The sequence below is a fragment of the Xylanibacter oryzae DSM 17970 genome (assembly GCF_000585355.1).
GTDB lineage: Bacteria > Bacteroidota > Bacteroidia > Bacteroidales > Bacteroidaceae > Prevotella > Prevotella oryzae.
Map to the genome: position 1 here is coordinate 1,577,093 of NZ_KK073873.1, position 17,770 is coordinate 1,594,862.

Genomic DNA, 17,770 nt, shown 5'->3' on the forward strand with positions numbered 1-17,770 from the left:
AGGATTATGAAAAGAAATACTATCATATCTATATGTAAAGCTTTCGCTATAATATTAATGGTGATCGGACATGCTGATGCACCCGATATATTGAATGCTTTCCTTTATGAGTTCCACATGCCAATATTCTTTATTACTGCTGGATATTTTTTTTCTACGAAGTATCTTAACGATGAGACAACATTCATAAAAAAGCGTATTAAAGGATTATACTACCCATTCGTGAAATGGTCCGTATTTTTCCTTATCATTCACAACCTTATGTTTAAGTTAGGCATACTAAATGAAAAATTTGGTAATTGGTCAGGAGGAGTCACTCATCCATACTCATGGCATCAGATTGAGCAGAATTTTTGGAATATATTTACATGTATGGGTGGTTATGACCAATTCCTTATTGGAGCATTTTGGTTTTTCAGAGCTTTATTGGTTGCCAGTATTCTATTTCTTGTACTATATAAGATTTTTAATCATATAGCTACTAACAAGAATTGGAACACAAAGTATATTCCTTTCTATATAATTGCGTTTGTCCTGCTTATTGCAGCATGGAAAACGTCTGAGGGTCTTAATGTTATTTCTCTGGTACAAGGGGGATACAGAGATATAATGGGAACTTTCTTCTTCGGGATTGGCTTTATTTTCAAACAATATTACAAGAATTTAAACAAAGATTGGTGGCTTACATTGATTTATTTCATTATTGTATTACTATTCTCTATTTACTTTACTTCAAACATGAATTGGAGATCAGACTTTAAAGAATTTATATGTTTGCCAATACCTGCAATTTTAGGTTTTTTGATGGTATACAATATCAGCTCTACCATTGATAAACAAAATAACTGGTTTAAAAAGTTTATGGTATACTGTGGTGAAAACACACTTTGTATATACGTATTCCATATTGTATCATTTAAACTTGTAAGTTTAATTAAGATATGGTATTACAATTTGGATTATCTTCAAATAGGATGCCACATGGTAATACATGAACATGCAAAAGAAGACTTATTTTGGATACTGTATTCAATTGCCGGTGTTGGTATACCACTAATATGGAATTATTATTACCATAAAATCAAGAAACACCTCGCACTAAATCACTCATAATTTCCATTTCAAAATCAGATATGCCATGATTTTTAATTAGTTCTGAATCATGAGCAAAAAAAGAACGTAATAATTTATCCCTCAAACTGGCTTGCAAAGAATCATTATCAAAAATACATATAAATCGTTCTTTAGCCTCTTCTATATTACCCATGAACCATGAACAGTATCCTGCATATACGTAATCTTGAATTGAGTTTGAAGGCTCTGATATCAATTTTGAATAATATTGATTAGACTTATCCAATTGGTTAGTATATAATGTATTCCAAGCCAATAGACGAATCACATTATTATCATTTGGCAACTCATAGTTTAACTTATATAAGCGCTGCAAAGCCTCCTCATGCTTATGATTATTACTTAAGCACACAATATATTTTATCTCAAAACTATTTTTATCCGGATACTTTAATAGAATATTTTTATATAAAATCTCTGCTTTCTCAAAATTTTCGCCCTTAAGATAAGTACGTCCCAGACGAACTAGTGTCCTCTCGTCATCTGGTTCTAAAGCAAGAGCTTTTTCAAAGCATTCCGAGGCTTTACTCCACTCGGCAGAAAGATAATACTCAGCACCCTTTAATTTTAGGTAAACAGAGTTAATGTTTTTATCTGTATAGCCCCTAAAAATTATATCAACATCTATATTTTTTTTATGTGAAGACATAAACTTTGCAAAGTCATTATAAACATCAGATAATTTAGATCTATCAAATAAGGTATTCAACAAAAAAAGAGACCTGTGATCATAATTATATCCCCCAGTTTTTTTTACATTCAACCCAAATACGTCAACAAAATTTTCTTTTCTGGAGTATAGACGGAAAAAACGATAAACGTTTTGCAGATACATACGACGTATATATATAGGTTTAGCTAAATCTTCTTCCGGAAAAGTTTGGCCAAATGCATAGCTATTGCCTAACATCTCCTTTACGTTAGAAGGTAAGCTACTGAAGATTTTATCAATAGTAAGTGCAAAAGAGTATTTGTCTGAATCACAAAACGGCCCTGAATGCATTAAATTTTCCAAAAGAAGACTATTTTTACATTCGTAAGAAATATGGTTTAGTCCAGGATGTTGAATATAAAAGGGGCAAAACCAATTAGTAATATCTTCAAAAAATGGGTATCGCTTCATCTGAGAGAATCCACCAAAATAAATATCTGAGCCTTGTTTCATCATGTCCATCATTTTCCCCATAGACTTTTCGACATTTTCCATGGCTCTATCTGAAGCTCCAGGATCAAATATATCCTGCATCGGATCTTCTTTTTCCTCAATCCCAAAAGGAGTTATATTAAGATTATTATTATTTTTGATAAGATCTGGTATAATCTCTTTTTGTATTTTATCTGTATAACGATCTGTATCTTCACAAAAAATAAGTTGCTCTTGGAGTTCTAGTAATTCAAGGCACGTATCTTTATCTTGAATTAGTCTATCAATAGCATCTCTCTGTTCTGGAAAAATTTTATCTGCAGAAGGACGCATTGTAAGAGCCCATCCCAAAAGAGCTCTTTGACGAATACACTCATCGTCTGTATTTGTGTAAACATTAACAAGGAGCAAAAACTTACGTATATCAAAAAATTCTAATAAATTAAGCATCAATGCACTTATTATAACCTGTCTATCCTGACTTTCAACAGTTGGTGAAAGCAATAAAGCCTGCATATCTGCAGATTCATTATCAGTCCAATGCTTAGCGATCATTATTTTTTTGAACAACAAACTCATATAACTTTGATGTTCGGCATACAATTTTTCTAACCGATCATTTTTATCAGGCCCAGAATTCAAATCAGTTATTGCCACAGACGAAACAAAATCTTCAAGATTATTACGTATCTCTGCAGCAGAACTAATTTTCAACTGATTTTTAGTAATATTATATGCATCCATAAATGCAGGTTGTTCTGCTATATAACAATCTACAGATAAATCAATCAACACAGAAAAAGTTTCTTTCAATAATCTATTATACAAATCATCTCTTTCTGGATCTTTAGTACCACGCTGCATATAGTCAAGCATGAAAATATAATTATTGCGTATATTATCATAAACAGCATGAGTGTCAATATTTGCAGTACCCTGTATATATTGACTTATTAGATCAAGAGAATCTGCGAGAAAACGATTTTCTATTTTCTCTATAGCTTTATTAATATATTCTATATTATCAGACATAACACTTTAATTATTACTTCCATTTTTTTGCGATATTGATATCTATTTGCCTCGGATAATTGACATGTTTGTACTTAATCATTGGTATTGAATCAACAACAGTTTCGCTAACATGATAGTATTTACATACGAGTTTGCGATAATGCTTTAAACCATTTTTGTTTATTGAGTCACATGCTTGATTATATGCCTTTATGAAAATTTGCAACTGCCTCTTACGACGGCTATCCTTTATAGCTTTAGTTCTAAAAGCGATAACTCCAAAATTAATATTTAGTTTTCGGCTGTCCATTAAAATAGGGTTCCTGGCAATACGAGCAACTGTAGCTTGCGGTTCTGTCAAGAGCATAGCATCCATTTCATTATTTATCAACATATTAAGACGGATATTTACATTATTAATCTGGATAAAGAAAACCTTATCATGTTTTATCTTAACACTATCCATTGCACGCTTCGCCAAATAGTCTGTTGCTGAATAACGGCTCATTGCTATCATTTTATCATCCAATTGTTTCAACTCTTTCAATCTAGCTATACGATTAGAAAAAAATTGCCAATATGTATTTGTTGCTGTTAGGTAAGTAATATTTGTACCTTGCCTAATAAGCCTTTCTGCACGGATTAAATCAGTAATAGCAACTTCCACCCTACCCCTTGACAAAGCTGTATCACAATCCATCTGCGCCGTATAATTTTTCAATCTAACATCAGTTCCTAAAGAATCAAAAAGATTATACTCACGAGCTACTAACATAGGAAGACAATCTAATGTTGGTAAAACAGCGACTTTCAGTGCTAGAGAATCTTCTTTATAAAGTTTTAAACGCTCTTTCGCAGACTGTTTTTGTTCTTCATTATAAGAGCGTCCACAACCCATAATCAGAATAGAGACCAATAGAAATAACAAAATATATTTAGATTTCATCATTATAAATTAAAAAATACGTTCATAATTTAATAAAAGGGCAAACCTGTGTTTAGAGCACAGGCAGCCCTTTACATTTTCATTATAATTAATGCGCGATATTAACCATATCAACGGGTGCAAAGTTAATAATTTATTTTGCCATAACAAAGAAATTTAGTAATTTTGTAGCATTAATAAAAATGTAATGGCAAAAGACAAAATTGCATATGTATGTGACAACTGTGGACAGGAATCTGCAAAATGGATTGGCAAATGTCCAAGTTGTGGGCAATGGAATACTTTTAAGGAAATTCGCATAGCTAATAATAGCACAGGTTCACAAGCTGCAAAGTCAGCAGCAATGTCTATACATTCAACCATTGACTCTCAGAAAAGGAATCATCCTTTTTTCTTACATGAAATTTCTGCGAAAGACGAGCCAAGAATAGATACACATGATATTGAATTGAATCGTGTTCTTGGCGGTGGACTTGTACCAGGATCAATAGTATTACTTGGAGGAGAGCCCGGAATAGGAAAGAGCACTCTAACGCTTCAAACTATATTAAGGATGCCTGAGCGTAAAATACTATATGTAAGTGGTGAGGAAAGTGCTCACCAATTAAAAATGCGCGCCGACCGTATTGAGCATCCTATAAATGATAATTGTCAAATATTATGTGAGACTTCGCTTGAAAACATATTTGCACATATCAAGGATATTCAACCAGAACTAGTAATTGTGGATTCAATTCAAACTATTTCAACAGAAGACGTAGAAAGCAGTCCCGGTAGTATAACACAGGTTAGAGAGTGTGCTGCAGCTCTTCTACGCTTTGCAAAAACAAGTAGTATACCTGTAATACTTATAGGTCACATAAACAAAGAGGGTACACTTGCAGGACCAAAGATTCTAGAACATATCGTTGATACAGTAATACAATTCGAGGGCGATCAACATTATATGTACCGCATACTTAGGTCAATAAAAAATCGCTTTGGAAGCACATCTGAATTAGGTATTTACGAAATGCAACAATCAGGTCTTAGACAAGTAAGCAATCCTTCTGAGTTACTTCTAACTCAAGATCACGAAGGGTTGTCTGGAATTGCTATATCGTCTGCGATAGAAGGTGTAAGACCTTTTTTAGTTGAAACTCAAGCATTAGTATCTTCAGCTGCATATGGCACACCACAAAGATCGGCAACAGGCTTTGACCAACGCAGATTAAATATGTTACTTGCTGTTCTTGAGAAAAGAGTCGGATTTAAATTGATGCAGAAGGATGTTTTTATAAATATAGCCGGTGGACTTAAGGTTACTGATTTAGCAATGGATCTTAGTGTCATTGCTGCAGTACTATCCAGTAATGTTGATACTGCTATAAGTTCTGCATACTGCATGGCCGGAGAAGTTGGACTCAGCGGAGAAGTAAGACCAATCAATCGAATTGATCAGCGCGTAATTGAAGCTGAAAAATTGGGATTCACACATATGATTATTCCCAAGCTTAATATGCAAGGATTAAACAGTTCAAAGTTTAATATAGAACTTATTCCTGTCAGAAAAGTAGAAGAAGCATTAAGAGTTCTATTCGGGTAAAATAGTTACAGTATAAATTGCTAATTAAATAATAAGATAAAATCATTGAGCACGGGAAAAGGTCATCTGCAATATGTATAATATAGCAATACACTATATAAAAAACAGATTAGTGTGCTCTTCAAATCAAATGCTAATTGACAATTATTGTAGGCAAATATACAGAAGAATTAACCGTTTCCAGACCACTCGGTTTTAGCTATATAGAGTTTCCTAAAATGAACTTTTATTTAAATCAATGGTGTATAGTTACAAAATAAACAATATTTACGTTTACCAGACATTTTAAAGATATAAAATAAGATGGAAAAAGATTCAGTAATAATTATCAGTGGAGGTATGGACAGTATAACAATGTTATACGACAAAAAAGACAGCATTGCATTAGGTATATCATTTGATTACGGAAGTAATCATAACGCTCGTGAAATACCATTTGCGAAACTACACTGCAAACGTTTAGGAATAAGACACATCACAATTAATCTAGAGTTTGTTCATCAATACTTCAAGAGTTCACTATTAGATGGTGCTGAAGCTATACCTGAAGGTAATTACAATGATGAGAACATGAAATCAACAGTTGTACCATTCCGCAATGGTATAATGCTTTCAATAGCCGCAGGTATTGCAGAAAGTAACGACTTAAAAAATGTACTTATAGCAAACCATGCAGGCGATCATACTATATATCCGGACTGCAGACCAGAATTCATTAACTCAATAGACAAAGCCACTCAGGCTGGCACTTTTGCAAAAGTCAGAGTACTTGCTCCGTACACAAATATCACGAAAACAGATATTGCAAAAATTGGAAAAAAACTTGGTATAGACTATACAGAAACATGGTCATGCTATAAAGGTGGTGAAAAGCATTGCGGAAAATGTGGTACTTGCGTTGAAAGAAAAGAGGCTTTAGCCGGTGCCGGTATAGATGATACAACAGAATACGAATAGTATTTGTAAAGTAAGTGTTACATTTAATATAAATCGGTGCCAAAAATAGTAAAAAGATTATTCGCATTATAAATAAATGGAATAAATTGATTAACTTTGCGTTCGATTTATTACAATAAAACGATTTATTATCATTATTTAAATATAAACAATATGAAAATCGATCAATTCAACTTTGCTGGTAAAAAAGCAATTGTACGTGTAGACTTTAACGTTCCATTGGATGAAAATGGCAATGTAACAGACGACACCCGTATACGCGGTGCTCTCCCTACACTCAAGAAAGTTCTTTCAGATGGTGGAGCTCTTATTATGATGAGCCACATGGGCAAGCCAAAAGGTAAAGTTAATGCAAAATTATCTTTAAGACAAATTACCGAGAATGTCGCTAAAGCTCTAGGCGCTCCTGTTAAATTTGCGGAAGACTGCGCAAAAGCACAAGAAGCTGCAGCATCTTTGAAACCAGGAGAAGCTCTTTTACTAGAAAACCTACGTTTTTATCCTGAAGAAGAAGGTAAACCGGTCGGAATAGACAAAACAGACCCTAAATATGATGAAGCTAAAAAAGCAATGAAAGAAAGTCAGAAGGCATTTGCCAAGACTCTTGCTTCTTATGCAGATGTTTATGTAAACGATGCATTTGGTACAGCTCACCGTAAACATGCTTCTACTGCTGTAATTGCAGATTATTTTGATGCAGATCACAAAATGTTAGGTTATCTTATGGAGAAAGAAGTTAAAGCTATCAATAATGTTCTGAAGAATGCTAAACATCCTTTCACTGCTATCATTGGTGGTTCTAAAGTTTCTTCTAAACTAGCAGTTATCAAAAATCTTCTTGACAAAGTAGATAATCTGATTATAGGTGGAGGTATGGGTTTCACATTCTTCAAGGCTCAAGGTGGTAAGATCGGTAATTCACTTCATGAAGATGACCTTATGCCTGAAGCACTTAACGTACTTGCAGAAGCAGAGAAAAAAGGTGTTAAAGTGTACTTGTCTGTAGCAACTGTAGCTGGTAATGGATTTAGCAACGATGCTGAGCGCAAGATTTTCGACACTCATAATATTCCTGATGGATGGGAAGGAATGGACGCTTCACCAGCATCTCTGGAAATATGGAAGAAAGTCATTATGGATTCAAAAACTATTCTATGGAATGGTCCTGTAGGAGTGTTTGAATTCCCTAATTTTGCTAAAGGTACTGGTGAAATTGCTCATTATGTAGCTGACGCTACTCAAAATGGAGCATATTCTCTTGTTGGTGGTGGTGACTCTGTTGCTGCTGTAAACAAATTCGGCCTTGCTGATAAAGTATCTTATGTATCAACAGGTGGTGGTGCAATGCTAGAAGCTATTGAAGGTAAAATTCTTCCTGGCGTAGCTGCAATAGAAGGATAATCCTAATTAATACTATAAAATAAAAAAGCTGCCGAATTTAATCTGGCAGCTTTTTATTTTTATTATCTATATATTAATTCTTTTCTACGACATTTGGCAAATGAAACATATAAGATTTATCAAAGACTTCTTTGACCTTATTTATTTCTAAGAATGTAGTGCCGCCACCTTCTCCAAAACTTCCACTGAGATAGGCAATCTTATCTTCCTCACAAATATAACCTTTTTGACGAAGCATCCTCAGTGCAGCCACAAAGCAATCCTGTGTGCTCATCTGTTCATGCTGATATACAGGTATTACACCATAACTCAGCGCTAACAATCTCTGCAACTTCTCATTATAACAAATGGCAAGAACAGGATTAGGACCACGGAAAGCAGCTAAGTTCCTAGCAGTACGTCCAGTACTACTATCTGTAATAATTCCTTTGACATTCAACTTCTCTGTTGCATCAATAGCACTTTTTGCAAGGAACTCGGTAACATTGCTGTTCGTATTCAGAGGTACCTCAATGTCATTTTCCTTAATTTTATCTTTTTCTGCCTGTTCTGCAATAGCAGCCATAGTAGTAACAGCCTCTAATGGATATTTTCCAGAGGCAGTCTCGCCACTCAACATTAGAGCATCTGTCCGATAATATATAGCATTAGCTATGTCTGTAACCTCAGCTCTTGTTGGTCTAGGATTATTTATCATTGTATGCAACATCTGAGTTGCAACAATAACTGGCTTTTTAGCGATAACACATTTACGAATAATCTGTCTCTGGATACCAGGTATTCTCTCTATAGGAACTTCTATACCAAGATCGCCCCTAGCTATCATTATCCCATAAGAAGCTTCAATAATCTCATCAATATTATCCACTCCTTCTTGATTTTCAATCTTAGAGATAATCTTTATATCACTATTATGCTCATCCAAAATACGCTGTACCGCAAGTACATCCTCTCTGTTACGCACGAAAGAATGGGCAATGAAATCTATATTCTCATCAATTGCCAATAAAATATTTCGTTTATCTTTCTCGGTCAAGGCTGGCAAATCAATATGTGCTCCTGGAACATTAACACTCTTATGTGAGCCTAAATTACCATCGTTTCGAACCTCAGCAAGTAAAGAATCTCCCTCCTTGCCTATAATTTTCATATCCAACTCACCATCATCAAACAACACATCATCACCAACTTTGACATCACTGGCAAAATTCTGATATGAAACATTGACAAAATCATGTGTAGTATCATTATCTGGATTACCACATATTCTAACTTTTTCTCCAGTTTTATAGGGAATTGGTTCTTCGTTTCCTGTTGAGCGTACCTCAGGACCTTTCGTATCTATAAGTATACCTATGTGTTTAGATACACTTCTGGTATTTTTAATAATTGTACGTATCCCGTCGGGTGTTGCATGAGCAGTATTCATTCTTACGACATTCATACCTGCATTAAACAGGTCGCGTATGAAAGCCGTATCACATCTACGATCACTAATTGAAGCAACAATTTTAGTCTGTTTCATCATATATATTGGGCATTAATTTTAAATAGTAAGTTGCAAAGTTAGCCAAAAATAACGAAACATTTTACTGATGATTAATATTTTTTTGTTAAAAGTTTGCTCATATAACAATTTATTGCTAATTTTGCGACATTAACATTAATAAACAATACATTCAATTATAAAAGCCTATGGGAAATTGTTACTTAATCTAAAATAAGTAAAATAATGAAAGAACTTGATAGTTTAACTGATGAACAGTTGGCCGTTTTATATATCAAAGGTAATAATTATGCATTTGATTTATTATTGAAGCGCAATCAGACAAAGCTTTTCTCATATATTATGTTTGTTGTACGCGATGAAGAAAGAGCCAATGATGTTTTTCAGGAAACTTTTGTAAAAGCAATAAGTAAAATGCACGAATCCAAATATTCAGACACTGGGAAATTCTGTGCATGGCTTATGCGTATTGCTCACAATATAATAATGGACTCATTCCGAGCTAACAAAAACAGAAGAATCATTGACAATGATTCTGATAACGACATGTCTAATATAAGTAACTCTATTTTAGCTGACAGCAATATAGAAAACAGGTTCGTAAACGAACAGATACTAAAGGATGTGAGGAAAATAATGAATTGTCTCCCTGAATCCCAGCGTGAAGTTGTCTATATGCGTTTTTTTCAAGATATGTCATTTAAGGAAATCGCTGACAACACGGGGGTATCAATAAACACATCATTAGGGCGCATGCGATATGCCATTCTTAATATGCGGAAAATGGCTAAAATAAACAATATAACTCTAGAATTATAATTTTTTCAAAGAATGTATTGTACTAATAGGATCTATACTTTTGAAAATATATGAACCACTTACCAATACATTTACACCAGCTTTAACAAGTCTTATAGATGTTTCAGAATCTACACCACCATCAACTTCAATAAGAGCACGGCTACCGCTATCTTTGATCATCTTACGAAGACGAACTACTTTGTTGATTGTATTCTCAATAAATTTTTGTCCTCCGAAACCAGGATTTACACTCATTATCAAAACCATATCGACATCTTGAATGATGTCTTCCAATACACATATAGGTGTAGAAGGATTAAGAGTGACTCCTGCTTTCATTCCTGTTGCATGTATTTCTTGAACAACACGATGCAAGTGTATACATGCCTCATAATGTACATTCATCATCATTGCGCCAATCCTTGCAGTTGCATTTATGTATCTTTCAGGGTTTGCTATCATAAAATGCACATCAAGAGGTTTCTCACATACAGACGCCACTGCTTCCATAACAGGGAATCCGAAAGAGATATTAGGAACAAATACTCCATCCATTACATCTAGATGAAGCCAATCGGCCTCACTCCTATTTATCATTTCAACATCACTCTTAAGATCCAAAAAATTTGCTGCCAAAAGTGAAGGTGATACTAATGTATTCATTTTTTATTTTTAGTTCAAACAAAACGTCTCCGTTTTGCCATTAATATATATTGTTCGGTAGGTATAAGCGATCTGTCGAATAAGATTCAATGTCTTTTCTGACGGTTGATTTACCTCTTTAGATGTAAAATGTTTCATAGGCTACTTTTTAATTAATACACCTATTAAACGCTAATATACCATTATTTATTATATTATTCTACATGAAAATTCACAATATTGTGCAGTCCATTTACAAAATCGCGAGCTTTCATACGCTTTTTTCCTGCCAACTGCAATTCTTCAATATGCAAGTTTCCATCTGACAATCTTATAATCAAAGTTTCATTTTCAATTTCTACTTTGCCTGGGATATCTTCTGGTGCATATCCTGTTGCAGACATAACCCTTGAAGAATAGATCTTAAGTATTTGTCTTGTTCCATCGTCATATACTAATTCTGTCCAAGCACCTGGATACGGTGATAAGCCTCTTATGAAATCATGGACTCTTTTTGCCGACTGCGACCAATCTATCTTACAAGTTTCTTTGTATATTTTAGGCGCTAACTTTAGGTTTTCCTCTGTCTTTACCATCTTATCTTGAGACAAAGAATCAACATTACCATCTCCTGCAATAATCATATCGATTGTTTCTGTACAAACATCAGCACCCAACTTCATAAGCCTATCATATACAACCTCTACATTATCTTCTTCATCTATTGGTATCGATTTCTGCATAATTATTCTTCCTGTATCTATATCTTTATCCAAAAAGAACGTTGTTATTCCTGTTTCCTTCTCGCCATTAATAATGGCCCAGTTGATTGGTGCAGCACCTCTGTATTGCGGAAGCAAAGCTGCATGCACATTGAATGTTCCAAATTTTGGCATAGACCATACTATATCAGGCAACATCCTAAATGCAACTACGACCTGTAGGTCTGCCTTGTATTCACGAAGTTCTTCAACGAAAGTTTCATCTTTCATTTTTTCAGGCTGTAAAACCGGTATATCGTGTTTTAAAGCATACTGTTTAACAGCTGATTGCGTTAATACAGATCCATGTCTACCAACAGGTTTATCCGGTTGCGTAATAACCGCTACTATATTATATTCTCCTTCGACCAGTCTTTGTAATGTTCCCACTGCAAATTCAGGTGTACCCATAAATACTATTCTAAGATCTTGCTTTTCCATACTAAAATGTATTTATAAAATGAAAATTAATCCTCACTCATGTCTGCTACCATCTTGCGATACATGCTATATACTCTTTCGCGTGTTATATAGCCCTCAAGTCTTCCATCATTAGCAAGAACAGGTAACATGTTCGCATTTGTACTATCAAATTCTTTTACGACTTCTTCCATTGGGTCATTGTCACCCACTGTCGCAGGTGGAGGTGTCATCAACTGACGAACCTTAAAACGATGGTATAGTTCTATTCTGAAAACGACATGTCGAATCTTTGTGATGTCTATTTCTCCTAGCAAGCGGCCTGCATCATCCAAAACAGGCAAGAAACTAGTTCTACTCTGACTTATGGCTCCAACAAGTTTACTTAAATCCATATCAGGGTCTACCGCTGTATATTCTTTTTCTATAACAGAATTAAGATTCATCAATGTCAATATTGCTCGGTCTGTGTGATGAGTTATCAACTTACCTTGCTTAGCAAGTCGCATACCATAAATACTATGAGGTTCAAATATTATAATTGTCAGGTATGCACATACGCTAACTATTATTAGTGGCATAAACAATTGATAGCCACCCGTAATCTCTGCTATTAAAAATATTCCTGTAAGTGGTGCATGCATTACACCACTCATAACACCAGCCATACCTAACAAAGCATAATTTTTTTCAGGAACATATACGCCTATTTTATAGATATTCCAGATTCTCGCAAACAAGAAGCCACTAAAACATCCAATAAAAAGACTTGGAGCAAATGTACCACCACAACCGCCACCACCATTGGTAGCTGAAGTAGCAAAAACTTTTGACAATAAGACCAATGAAATATATGCCATAAGCAAATTTCCATGACCATAAAATGGGGAATTATTAAGTATTGCATTCCAGTCCATTTCAGTTTTTCCATTCAATAGTAGGTTTATATCCTTATATCCTTCACCGAATAATGAAGGCAAAAAGAATATCAACAGACTCAATACGGTTCCTCCTATGGCTAATTTTATATATGGATGTTGTTGGAACTTTGCAAAAACATTTTCACATGATGTCATAGTCCTAATAAAGTACAAACTCACTAATCCACAAAATACACCTAATAGGATACTAGCCGGAACCCTTTCCAACTGCCATGGCGCGTCTAGTGTAAAAACAAATAACGATTTAGCCCCTACAAAAATATAAGTAAAGCACGTAGCTGTCACACTAGAAATCAATATTGGCAAAAGTGATGACATTGTCAGATCTATCATCAAGACCTCCAATGTAAATACTAGTCCTGTTATAGGAGCCTTAAATATTCCGGCAATTGCACCTGCTGCACCACAGCCGACAAGCAACATTAATGTTTTATTGTCAAGTCGGAACAATTGTCCCAAATTTGAGCCGATAGCAGAACCTGTTAAAACAATAGGGGCTTCGGCTCCCACTGATCCACCAAAACCAATTGTTATAGCAGATGCAATAACAGAGCTCCAGCAATTATGCCCCTTAAGTCGACTTTGTTTAGAACTAATTGCATATAATATTCTAGTAATTCCATGACTTATATTATCCTTTACGATATATCTAACAAACAAACTTGTAAGATATATACCTATTACAGGATAGACCAAATATAACCAGTTGTAAGAATTAGGAACAAATGAACTTGTAAGAAGAGCTTCAATCTGATTAATTATCCAATGTAGAGAGTATGCAGCCACAGCTGTCAGTAATCCGATAACAAAGGCAAGAATGAGCACAAACTGATGCTCACTGATATGCGACTTGCACCAACTAATAAATCGGTTAGGTTTGCTTATTTCCAGACTATCTATTGCTGCTTCAGACATTTTACTTTCTTATTATAGTCACTTGTCCGTCTTGTGAAAGTTTTATTATACTTGAGGGTGTATGAGGCAGATGTTCCTGTCTACGAGTCCAGCAGACATAGTCAACAGAATCAATTATTTCTTGTGATATATCGCAATAATTAGCTGCTGCCGGTTCACCACTAACGTTAGCAGATGTAGATACCACTGCCTTTTGAAAGCGAAAACATAGTTCTTTTGAAAATTCTTCTTGAGTTATTCTCAATGCTATTGAACCATCTTCTGCAATAAGGTTAGAAGCTAAATTTACAGCACCGTCCAATATAACAGTTGTCGGCTTAGTAGCATATTCTAATAAATCCCATGCCACATTAGGCACAACACGCACATATTTTTGCAATCTTGCATCTGAATCTACAAGACAAATAAGCGCCTTTGAATCATCTCTGTGCTTTATTTCATATACTTTTGCTACTGCCTCTGGGTTTGTTGCATCACATCCGATGCCCCATACTGTGTCTGTAGGATAAAGAATAGTTCCACCATCCTTCATAACCTCTATTGCCTTTTTTATATCTTCTTCTTGTTTCATTGTAGTAAACTAAAATTCACTTGTAAAGTGGAACTTAATATGTTTAAAATCCGCTTGAGCCATCTGTAGTACATAACCGCTGTCTGCAAGGAACACATCTCTACCTGCTTTATCTACAGCCATATACTGATATTTACGTTTCTTAAAATTATCCAGCTCTTCATCATTATCACTTTCTACCCAGCAAGCCTTATATAGGTGTACCGGTTCCCAACGACATTTTGCATTATATTCGTTCTCTAGACGATACTGAATAACCTCAAACTGTAACTGCCCTACTGTTCCTATAATCTTTCGTCCATTAAACGTATTGGTAAATAGCTGAGCTACACCTTCGTCCATCAACTGTTCAACACCTTTATTTAACTGTTTTGAACGCATAGGATCATCATTTTCAATGTATTTAAACATCTCAGGACTAAATGAAGGAAGTCCACGGAAATGCAGTTGTTCTCCATCAGTAAGTGTATCTCCTATTTTAAATATTCCATTGTCAGGAAGTCCTACTATATCCCCGGGATAAGCCTCATCAATAGTACTTTTGCGTTGAGCCATAAACTGCGTAGGAGAAGAAAACCTAACTGTTTTATTCGTTCTGACATTAAGATAAGGCTGATTTCGTACAAATTTACCGCTACATACTTTACAAAATGCGATACATGAACGATGGTTCGGATCTATATTAGCCGTTATTTTGAAAATAAAACCTGTAAACTTAGGTTCCTCAGGTCTAACCTCACGTTCCTCGGCTTCTATTGGTCTTGGACTTGGCGCAATCTTAACAAAGCAGTTGAGCAGTTCTTGTACTCCGAAGTTATTAAGTGCACTACCAAAGAACACCGGTGCGACATCAGCATTACGATAATCGTCTACATTAAATTCCGAATATACACCATCTACTAGTTCCAGGTCCTCCCTAAGTTTTAAGGCATCGAATTCACCAATATGCTTATTCAGTTCTTCACTATTTATATCTACTTCAACCTTCTCTGTTACTCTTTGTTTATCAGGTGTAAAAAGGTCGAGCTTATTTTCATATATATTATATACGCCCTTAAACTTAGCACCCTGGTTAATAGGCCATGATAATGGACGTGCCTTTATCTCTAGTTCATGTTCTAGTTCATCAAGCAAATCAAATGGGTCTCTACCCTCACGGTCCATCTTATTAATAAAAATAATCACAGGTGTTTTACGCATACGGCATACTTCCATTAATTTTCGAGTCTGTGCCTCAACACCTTTTGCACCATCTACAACTATAATTACAGAGTCAACTGCTGTAAGAGTACGGAAAGTATCCTCTGCAAAGTCCTGGTGACCAGGAGTATCCAGAATATTAACCTTATAGCCCTCGTAATCGAATTCCATCACAGAAGTCGACACGGATATACCACGCTGTTTCTCTATATCCATCCAGTCGGATGTAGCCGTTTTCCTAATCTTATTATTTTTAACAGCACCAGCCACCTGAATCTGTCCACCGAAGAGCAGGAATTTTTCGGTCAGTGTAGTCTTACCTGCATCAGGATGCGAAATTATTGCGAAAGTTCTTCTTCTTTCTATTTCGTTATTCATATATATTATTGTTTCAATCTTTCAACACATTCTTTGAGGCTATCCTCCCAATAAGGAATTTCTATGCCATATGTTTCTTTTATCTTTGTTTTATCTAGTACACTATAGGCAGGTCTTGCTGCGGGTGTAGGATATTCTTTAGTATGGAGCGGTTTTACATTGCATGATTTTATGCCTGCAATACGATGAATTGCCTTAGTAAAATCAAACCAACTTATAACACCTTCATTTGAAAAATGATATACGCCTGGATATACTCCCTTGTTTATTGCCACCATTATCACATTAGCCAAATCACCAGCATAAGTAGGAGTTCCTATTTGATCAAAAATAACACCTAACTGAGATTTTTCTTTACCCAGACGTATCATTGTTTTCACAAAGTTATTGCCATATATGCTATACAACCATGCAGTACGTATAATCATTGCATTTTTGCAATGATTTACGACTTCTGTTTCTCCTAACAGTTTAGTCGATCCATATACACTATTAGGACAAGGTCTGTCCGTCTCAACGTAAGGTGTATGTTTAGTCCCGTCAAAGACATAATCCGTAGATATCTGTATTATCCATCCGTGGCGTTTTTCTATTGCCTCTGCCAAAAAGCCAGGCGCCTCCGTATTTAGTAATTGACATAACTGTTTATTTGATTCTGCTTTATCTACAGCTGTATATGCAGCACAATTTACGATACCATCTATTTTATTGCTATTTACGAATTCATTAATAGCCGACTGATCAGTAATGTCAAGTTCTGATACATCAGTATTAAAAAAGGTATGCTGAGGATTTTTTTCCTCAAGCAATTGCATTTCATTTCCTAATTGCCCATTACAACCTGTTATAAGTATATTCATTTTTACTAATCCTGTTCCTTAAAAAGTTCGCCATTTTTATCCTTAAAGTAATAATCGTTAAGCATCCCAACGAATGTTGTTATCTCTTTTACTGCATGCTCAGTATTAGGACTAATCGTTTTTTTCTGTAATCTGAGCATCATTACTCCATATAAGGCATCAAAGCATGTTTCTATTTCGTTTTGACCTTTATCAGCACCCTTGTGCCTCAATTCTACAATATAAGGTAAGACCTTATAGTATTCTGAACGATAGAAAGGAAATTCTGAACTATCCAGCAATTGATTATGTAAATCAATAAGCTGTTGCACTACAACCTTGTTAATCTGCAGATGTCCACTTTCTCGGCATCCTTCCTCGTTTATCATCCTTATAAGGTTACCATACCAGTCTGTTACTTCATCTATCTGCTCATCATTGTAACCAAATTTACTAATGTATTCTTTTTTTATACGCGACAAACTGCATCCGTAAGCCCTTATTAAATCCTCAATTTGCCACATATACAAAGTATACTCAGCTATATTTTTTTTTCTTAAAGTCTGTGCTATATACATTTTTTAAAGATAAGTAATTAATATCCTTGGCTAATC

At 35.0% G+C, this 17,770-nt stretch carries 15 protein-coding genes; 5 read left to right on the forward strand and 10 right to left on the reverse strand.

All coding sequences use genetic code 11. From position 1 onward, the window contains the following. Nucleotides 1-6: 6 nt before the first annotated feature. The gene (locus XYLOR_RS13315) at nucleotides 7-1,113 is read left to right on the forward strand and encodes an acyltransferase family protein (protein ID WP_051508911.1); all 1,107 of its coding nucleotides are present in this window, start codon (nucleotides 7-9) and stop codon (nucleotides 1,111-1,113) included. On the opposite strand, the gene XYLOR_RS06475 is transcribed toward XYLOR_RS13315, so the two are convergent. Together XYLOR_RS06475 and XYLOR_RS06480 are read right to left on the reverse strand one after the other, a co-directional pair. Continuing rightward, entirely contained in the window at nucleotides 1,082-3,310 is a 2,229-nt protein-coding gene (locus XYLOR_RS06475) for a tetratricopeptide repeat protein (RefSeq protein ID WP_036877915.1), read from the reverse strand. The two genes, XYLOR_RS13315 and XYLOR_RS06475, sit on opposite strands and share 32 nt — an antisense overlap. A 13-nt stretch (nucleotides 3,311-3,323) precedes the next feature. Beyond that, nucleotides 3,324-4,241 carry an ABC transporter substrate-binding protein gene (locus XYLOR_RS06480; RefSeq protein ID WP_309477142.1) on the reverse strand — a complete coding sequence of 306 codons (918 nt, stop codon included), beginning with the start codon at nucleotides 4,239-4,241 and terminating at the stop codon, nucleotides 3,324-3,326. A gap of 184 nt (nucleotides 4,242-4,425) precedes the next feature. Here XYLOR_RS06480 and radA point away from each other — a divergent pair, with 184 nt between their 5' ends. From radA to XYLOR_RS06495, 3 genes are all read left to right on the forward strand, one after another. Continuing rightward, nucleotides 4,426-5,823: a DNA repair protein RadA gene (gene radA, locus XYLOR_RS06485; RefSeq protein WP_036877919.1), complete on the forward strand. Its 1,398-nt coding sequence runs from the start codon at nucleotides 4,426-4,428 to the stop codon at nucleotides 5,821-5,823. A 303-nt stretch (nucleotides 5,824-6,126) separates the two neighbouring features. Beyond that, complete coding sequence (gene queC, locus XYLOR_RS06490) at nucleotides 6,127-6,780, forward strand: 7-cyano-7-deazaguanine synthase QueC (RefSeq protein WP_036877920.1); 654 nt, start codon at nucleotides 6,127-6,129, stop codon at nucleotides 6,778-6,780. Between the two features lie 153 nt (nucleotides 6,781-6,933). Next, nucleotides 6,934-8,181, forward strand: a complete 1,248-nt coding sequence (locus XYLOR_RS06495; RefSeq protein WP_036877922.1) for a phosphoglycerate kinase — start codon at nucleotides 6,934-6,936, stop codon at nucleotides 8,179-8,181. 73 nt (nucleotides 8,182-8,254) lie between these two features. Here XYLOR_RS06495 and pyk read toward each other — a convergent pair whose 3' ends face one another. Further along, entirely contained in the window at nucleotides 8,255-9,706 is a 1,452-nt protein-coding gene (pyk, locus tag XYLOR_RS06500; RefSeq protein ID WP_036880829.1) for a pyruvate kinase, read from the reverse strand. Nucleotides 9,707-9,913: 207 nt separating this feature from the next. Here pyk and XYLOR_RS06505 point away from each other — a divergent pair, with 207 nt between their 5' ends. Beyond that, entirely contained in the window at nucleotides 9,914-10,507 is a 594-nt protein-coding gene (locus tag XYLOR_RS06505) for an RNA polymerase sigma factor (protein ID WP_036877924.1), read from the forward strand. On the opposite strand, the gene rpe is transcribed toward XYLOR_RS06505, so the two are convergent. The 7 genes from rpe to XYLOR_RS06540 form a co-directional block, all read right to left on the reverse strand. Further along, nucleotides 10,502-11,152 (reverse strand): ribulose-phosphate 3-epimerase, encoded by a 651-nt coding sequence (gene rpe, locus XYLOR_RS06510; RefSeq protein WP_036877925.1) that lies wholly within the window; start codon nucleotides 11,150-11,152, stop codon nucleotides 10,502-10,504. The genes XYLOR_RS06505 and rpe overlap by 6 nt on opposite strands. A 194-nt stretch (nucleotides 11,153-11,346) precedes the next feature. Further along, nucleotides 11,347-12,333: a methionyl-tRNA formyltransferase gene (gene fmt, locus XYLOR_RS06515; protein ID WP_036877927.1), complete on the reverse strand. Its 987-nt coding sequence runs from the start codon at nucleotides 12,331-12,333 to the stop codon at nucleotides 11,347-11,349. A gap of 26 nt (nucleotides 12,334-12,359) precedes the next feature. Beyond that, nucleotides 12,360-14,168 carry a chloride channel protein gene (locus XYLOR_RS06520; protein WP_051508912.1) on the reverse strand — a complete coding sequence of 603 codons (1,809 nt, stop codon included), beginning with the start codon at nucleotides 14,166-14,168 and terminating at the stop codon, nucleotides 12,360-12,362. A 1-nt stretch (nucleotide 14,169) separates the two neighbouring features. Next, nucleotides 14,170-14,739 (reverse strand): L-threonylcarbamoyladenylate synthase, encoded by a 570-nt coding sequence (locus XYLOR_RS06525; RefSeq protein WP_036877929.1) that lies wholly within the window; start codon nucleotides 14,737-14,739, stop codon nucleotides 14,170-14,172. 9 nt (nucleotides 14,740-14,748) lie between these two features. Next, nucleotides 14,749-16,317 (reverse strand): peptide chain release factor 3, encoded by a 1,569-nt coding sequence (locus XYLOR_RS06530; protein ID WP_036877931.1) that lies wholly within the window; start codon nucleotides 16,315-16,317, stop codon nucleotides 14,749-14,751. Between the two features lie 5 nt (nucleotides 16,318-16,322). Next, a complete protein-coding gene (gene rfbD / locus XYLOR_RS06535) occupies nucleotides 16,323-17,177 on the reverse strand; it encodes a dTDP-4-dehydrorhamnose reductase (protein ID WP_036877933.1) in 855 nt (284 codons plus the stop codon). 5 nt (nucleotides 17,178-17,182) lie between these two features. Next, on the reverse strand, nucleotides 17,183-17,734 hold the full coding sequence (locus XYLOR_RS06540; protein ID WP_036877935.1) for a DUF4924 family protein: 552 nt from the start codon (nucleotides 17,732-17,734) through the stop codon (nucleotides 17,183-17,185). Nucleotides 17,735-17,770 lie beyond the last annotated feature (36 nt).

Coding starts and splice junctions, on each gene's coding strand:
- XYLOR_RS06530 (WP_036877931.1), bottom strand. CDS start 16,317: ATGAATAACGAAATAGAAAGAAGAAGAACTTTCGCAATAATTTCGCAT.
- XYLOR_RS06480 (WP_309477142.1), bottom strand. CDS start 4,241: ATGATGAAATCTAAATATATTTTGTTATTTCTATTGGTCTCTATTCTG.
- fmt (WP_036877927.1), bottom strand. CDS start 12,333: ATGGAAAAGCAAGATCTTAGAATAGTATTTATGGGTACACCTGAATTT.
- XYLOR_RS06520 (WP_051508912.1), bottom strand. CDS start 14,168: ATGTCTGAAGCAGCAATAGATAGTCTGGAAATAAGCAAACCTAACCGA.
- queC (WP_036877920.1), top strand. CDS start 6,127: ATGGAAAAAGATTCAGTAATAATTATCAGTGGAGGTATGGACAGTATA.
- XYLOR_RS06540 (WP_036877935.1), bottom strand. CDS start 17,734: ATGTATATAGCACAGACTTTAAGAAAAAAAAATATAGCTGAGTATACT.
- pyk (WP_036880829.1), bottom strand. CDS start 9,706: ATGAAACAGACTAAAATTGTTGCTTCAATTAGTGATCGTAGATGTGAT.
- XYLOR_RS06475 (WP_036877915.1), bottom strand. CDS start 3,310: ATGTCTGATAATATAGAATATATTAATAAAGCTATAGAGAAAATAGAA.
- rfbD (WP_036877933.1), bottom strand. CDS start 17,177: ATGAATATACTTATAACAGGTTGTAATGGGCAATTAGGAAATGAAATG.
- radA (WP_036877919.1), top strand. CDS start 4,426: ATGGCAAAAGACAAAATTGCATATGTATGTGACAACTGTGGACAGGAA.
- rpe (WP_036877925.1), bottom strand. CDS start 11,152: ATGAATACATTAGTATCACCTTCACTTTTGGCAGCAAATTTTTTGGAT.
- XYLOR_RS13315 (WP_051508911.1), top strand. CDS start 7: ATGAAAAGAAATACTATCATATCTATATGTAAAGCTTTCGCTATAATA.
- XYLOR_RS06525 (WP_036877929.1), bottom strand. CDS start 14,739: ATGAAACAAGAAGAAGATATAAAAAAGGCAATAGAGGTTATGAAGGAT.
- XYLOR_RS06495 (WP_036877922.1), top strand. CDS start 6,934: ATGAAAATCGATCAATTCAACTTTGCTGGTAAAAAAGCAATTGTACGT.
- XYLOR_RS06505 (WP_036877924.1), top strand. CDS start 9,914: ATGAAAGAACTTGATAGTTTAACTGATGAACAGTTGGCCGTTTTATAT.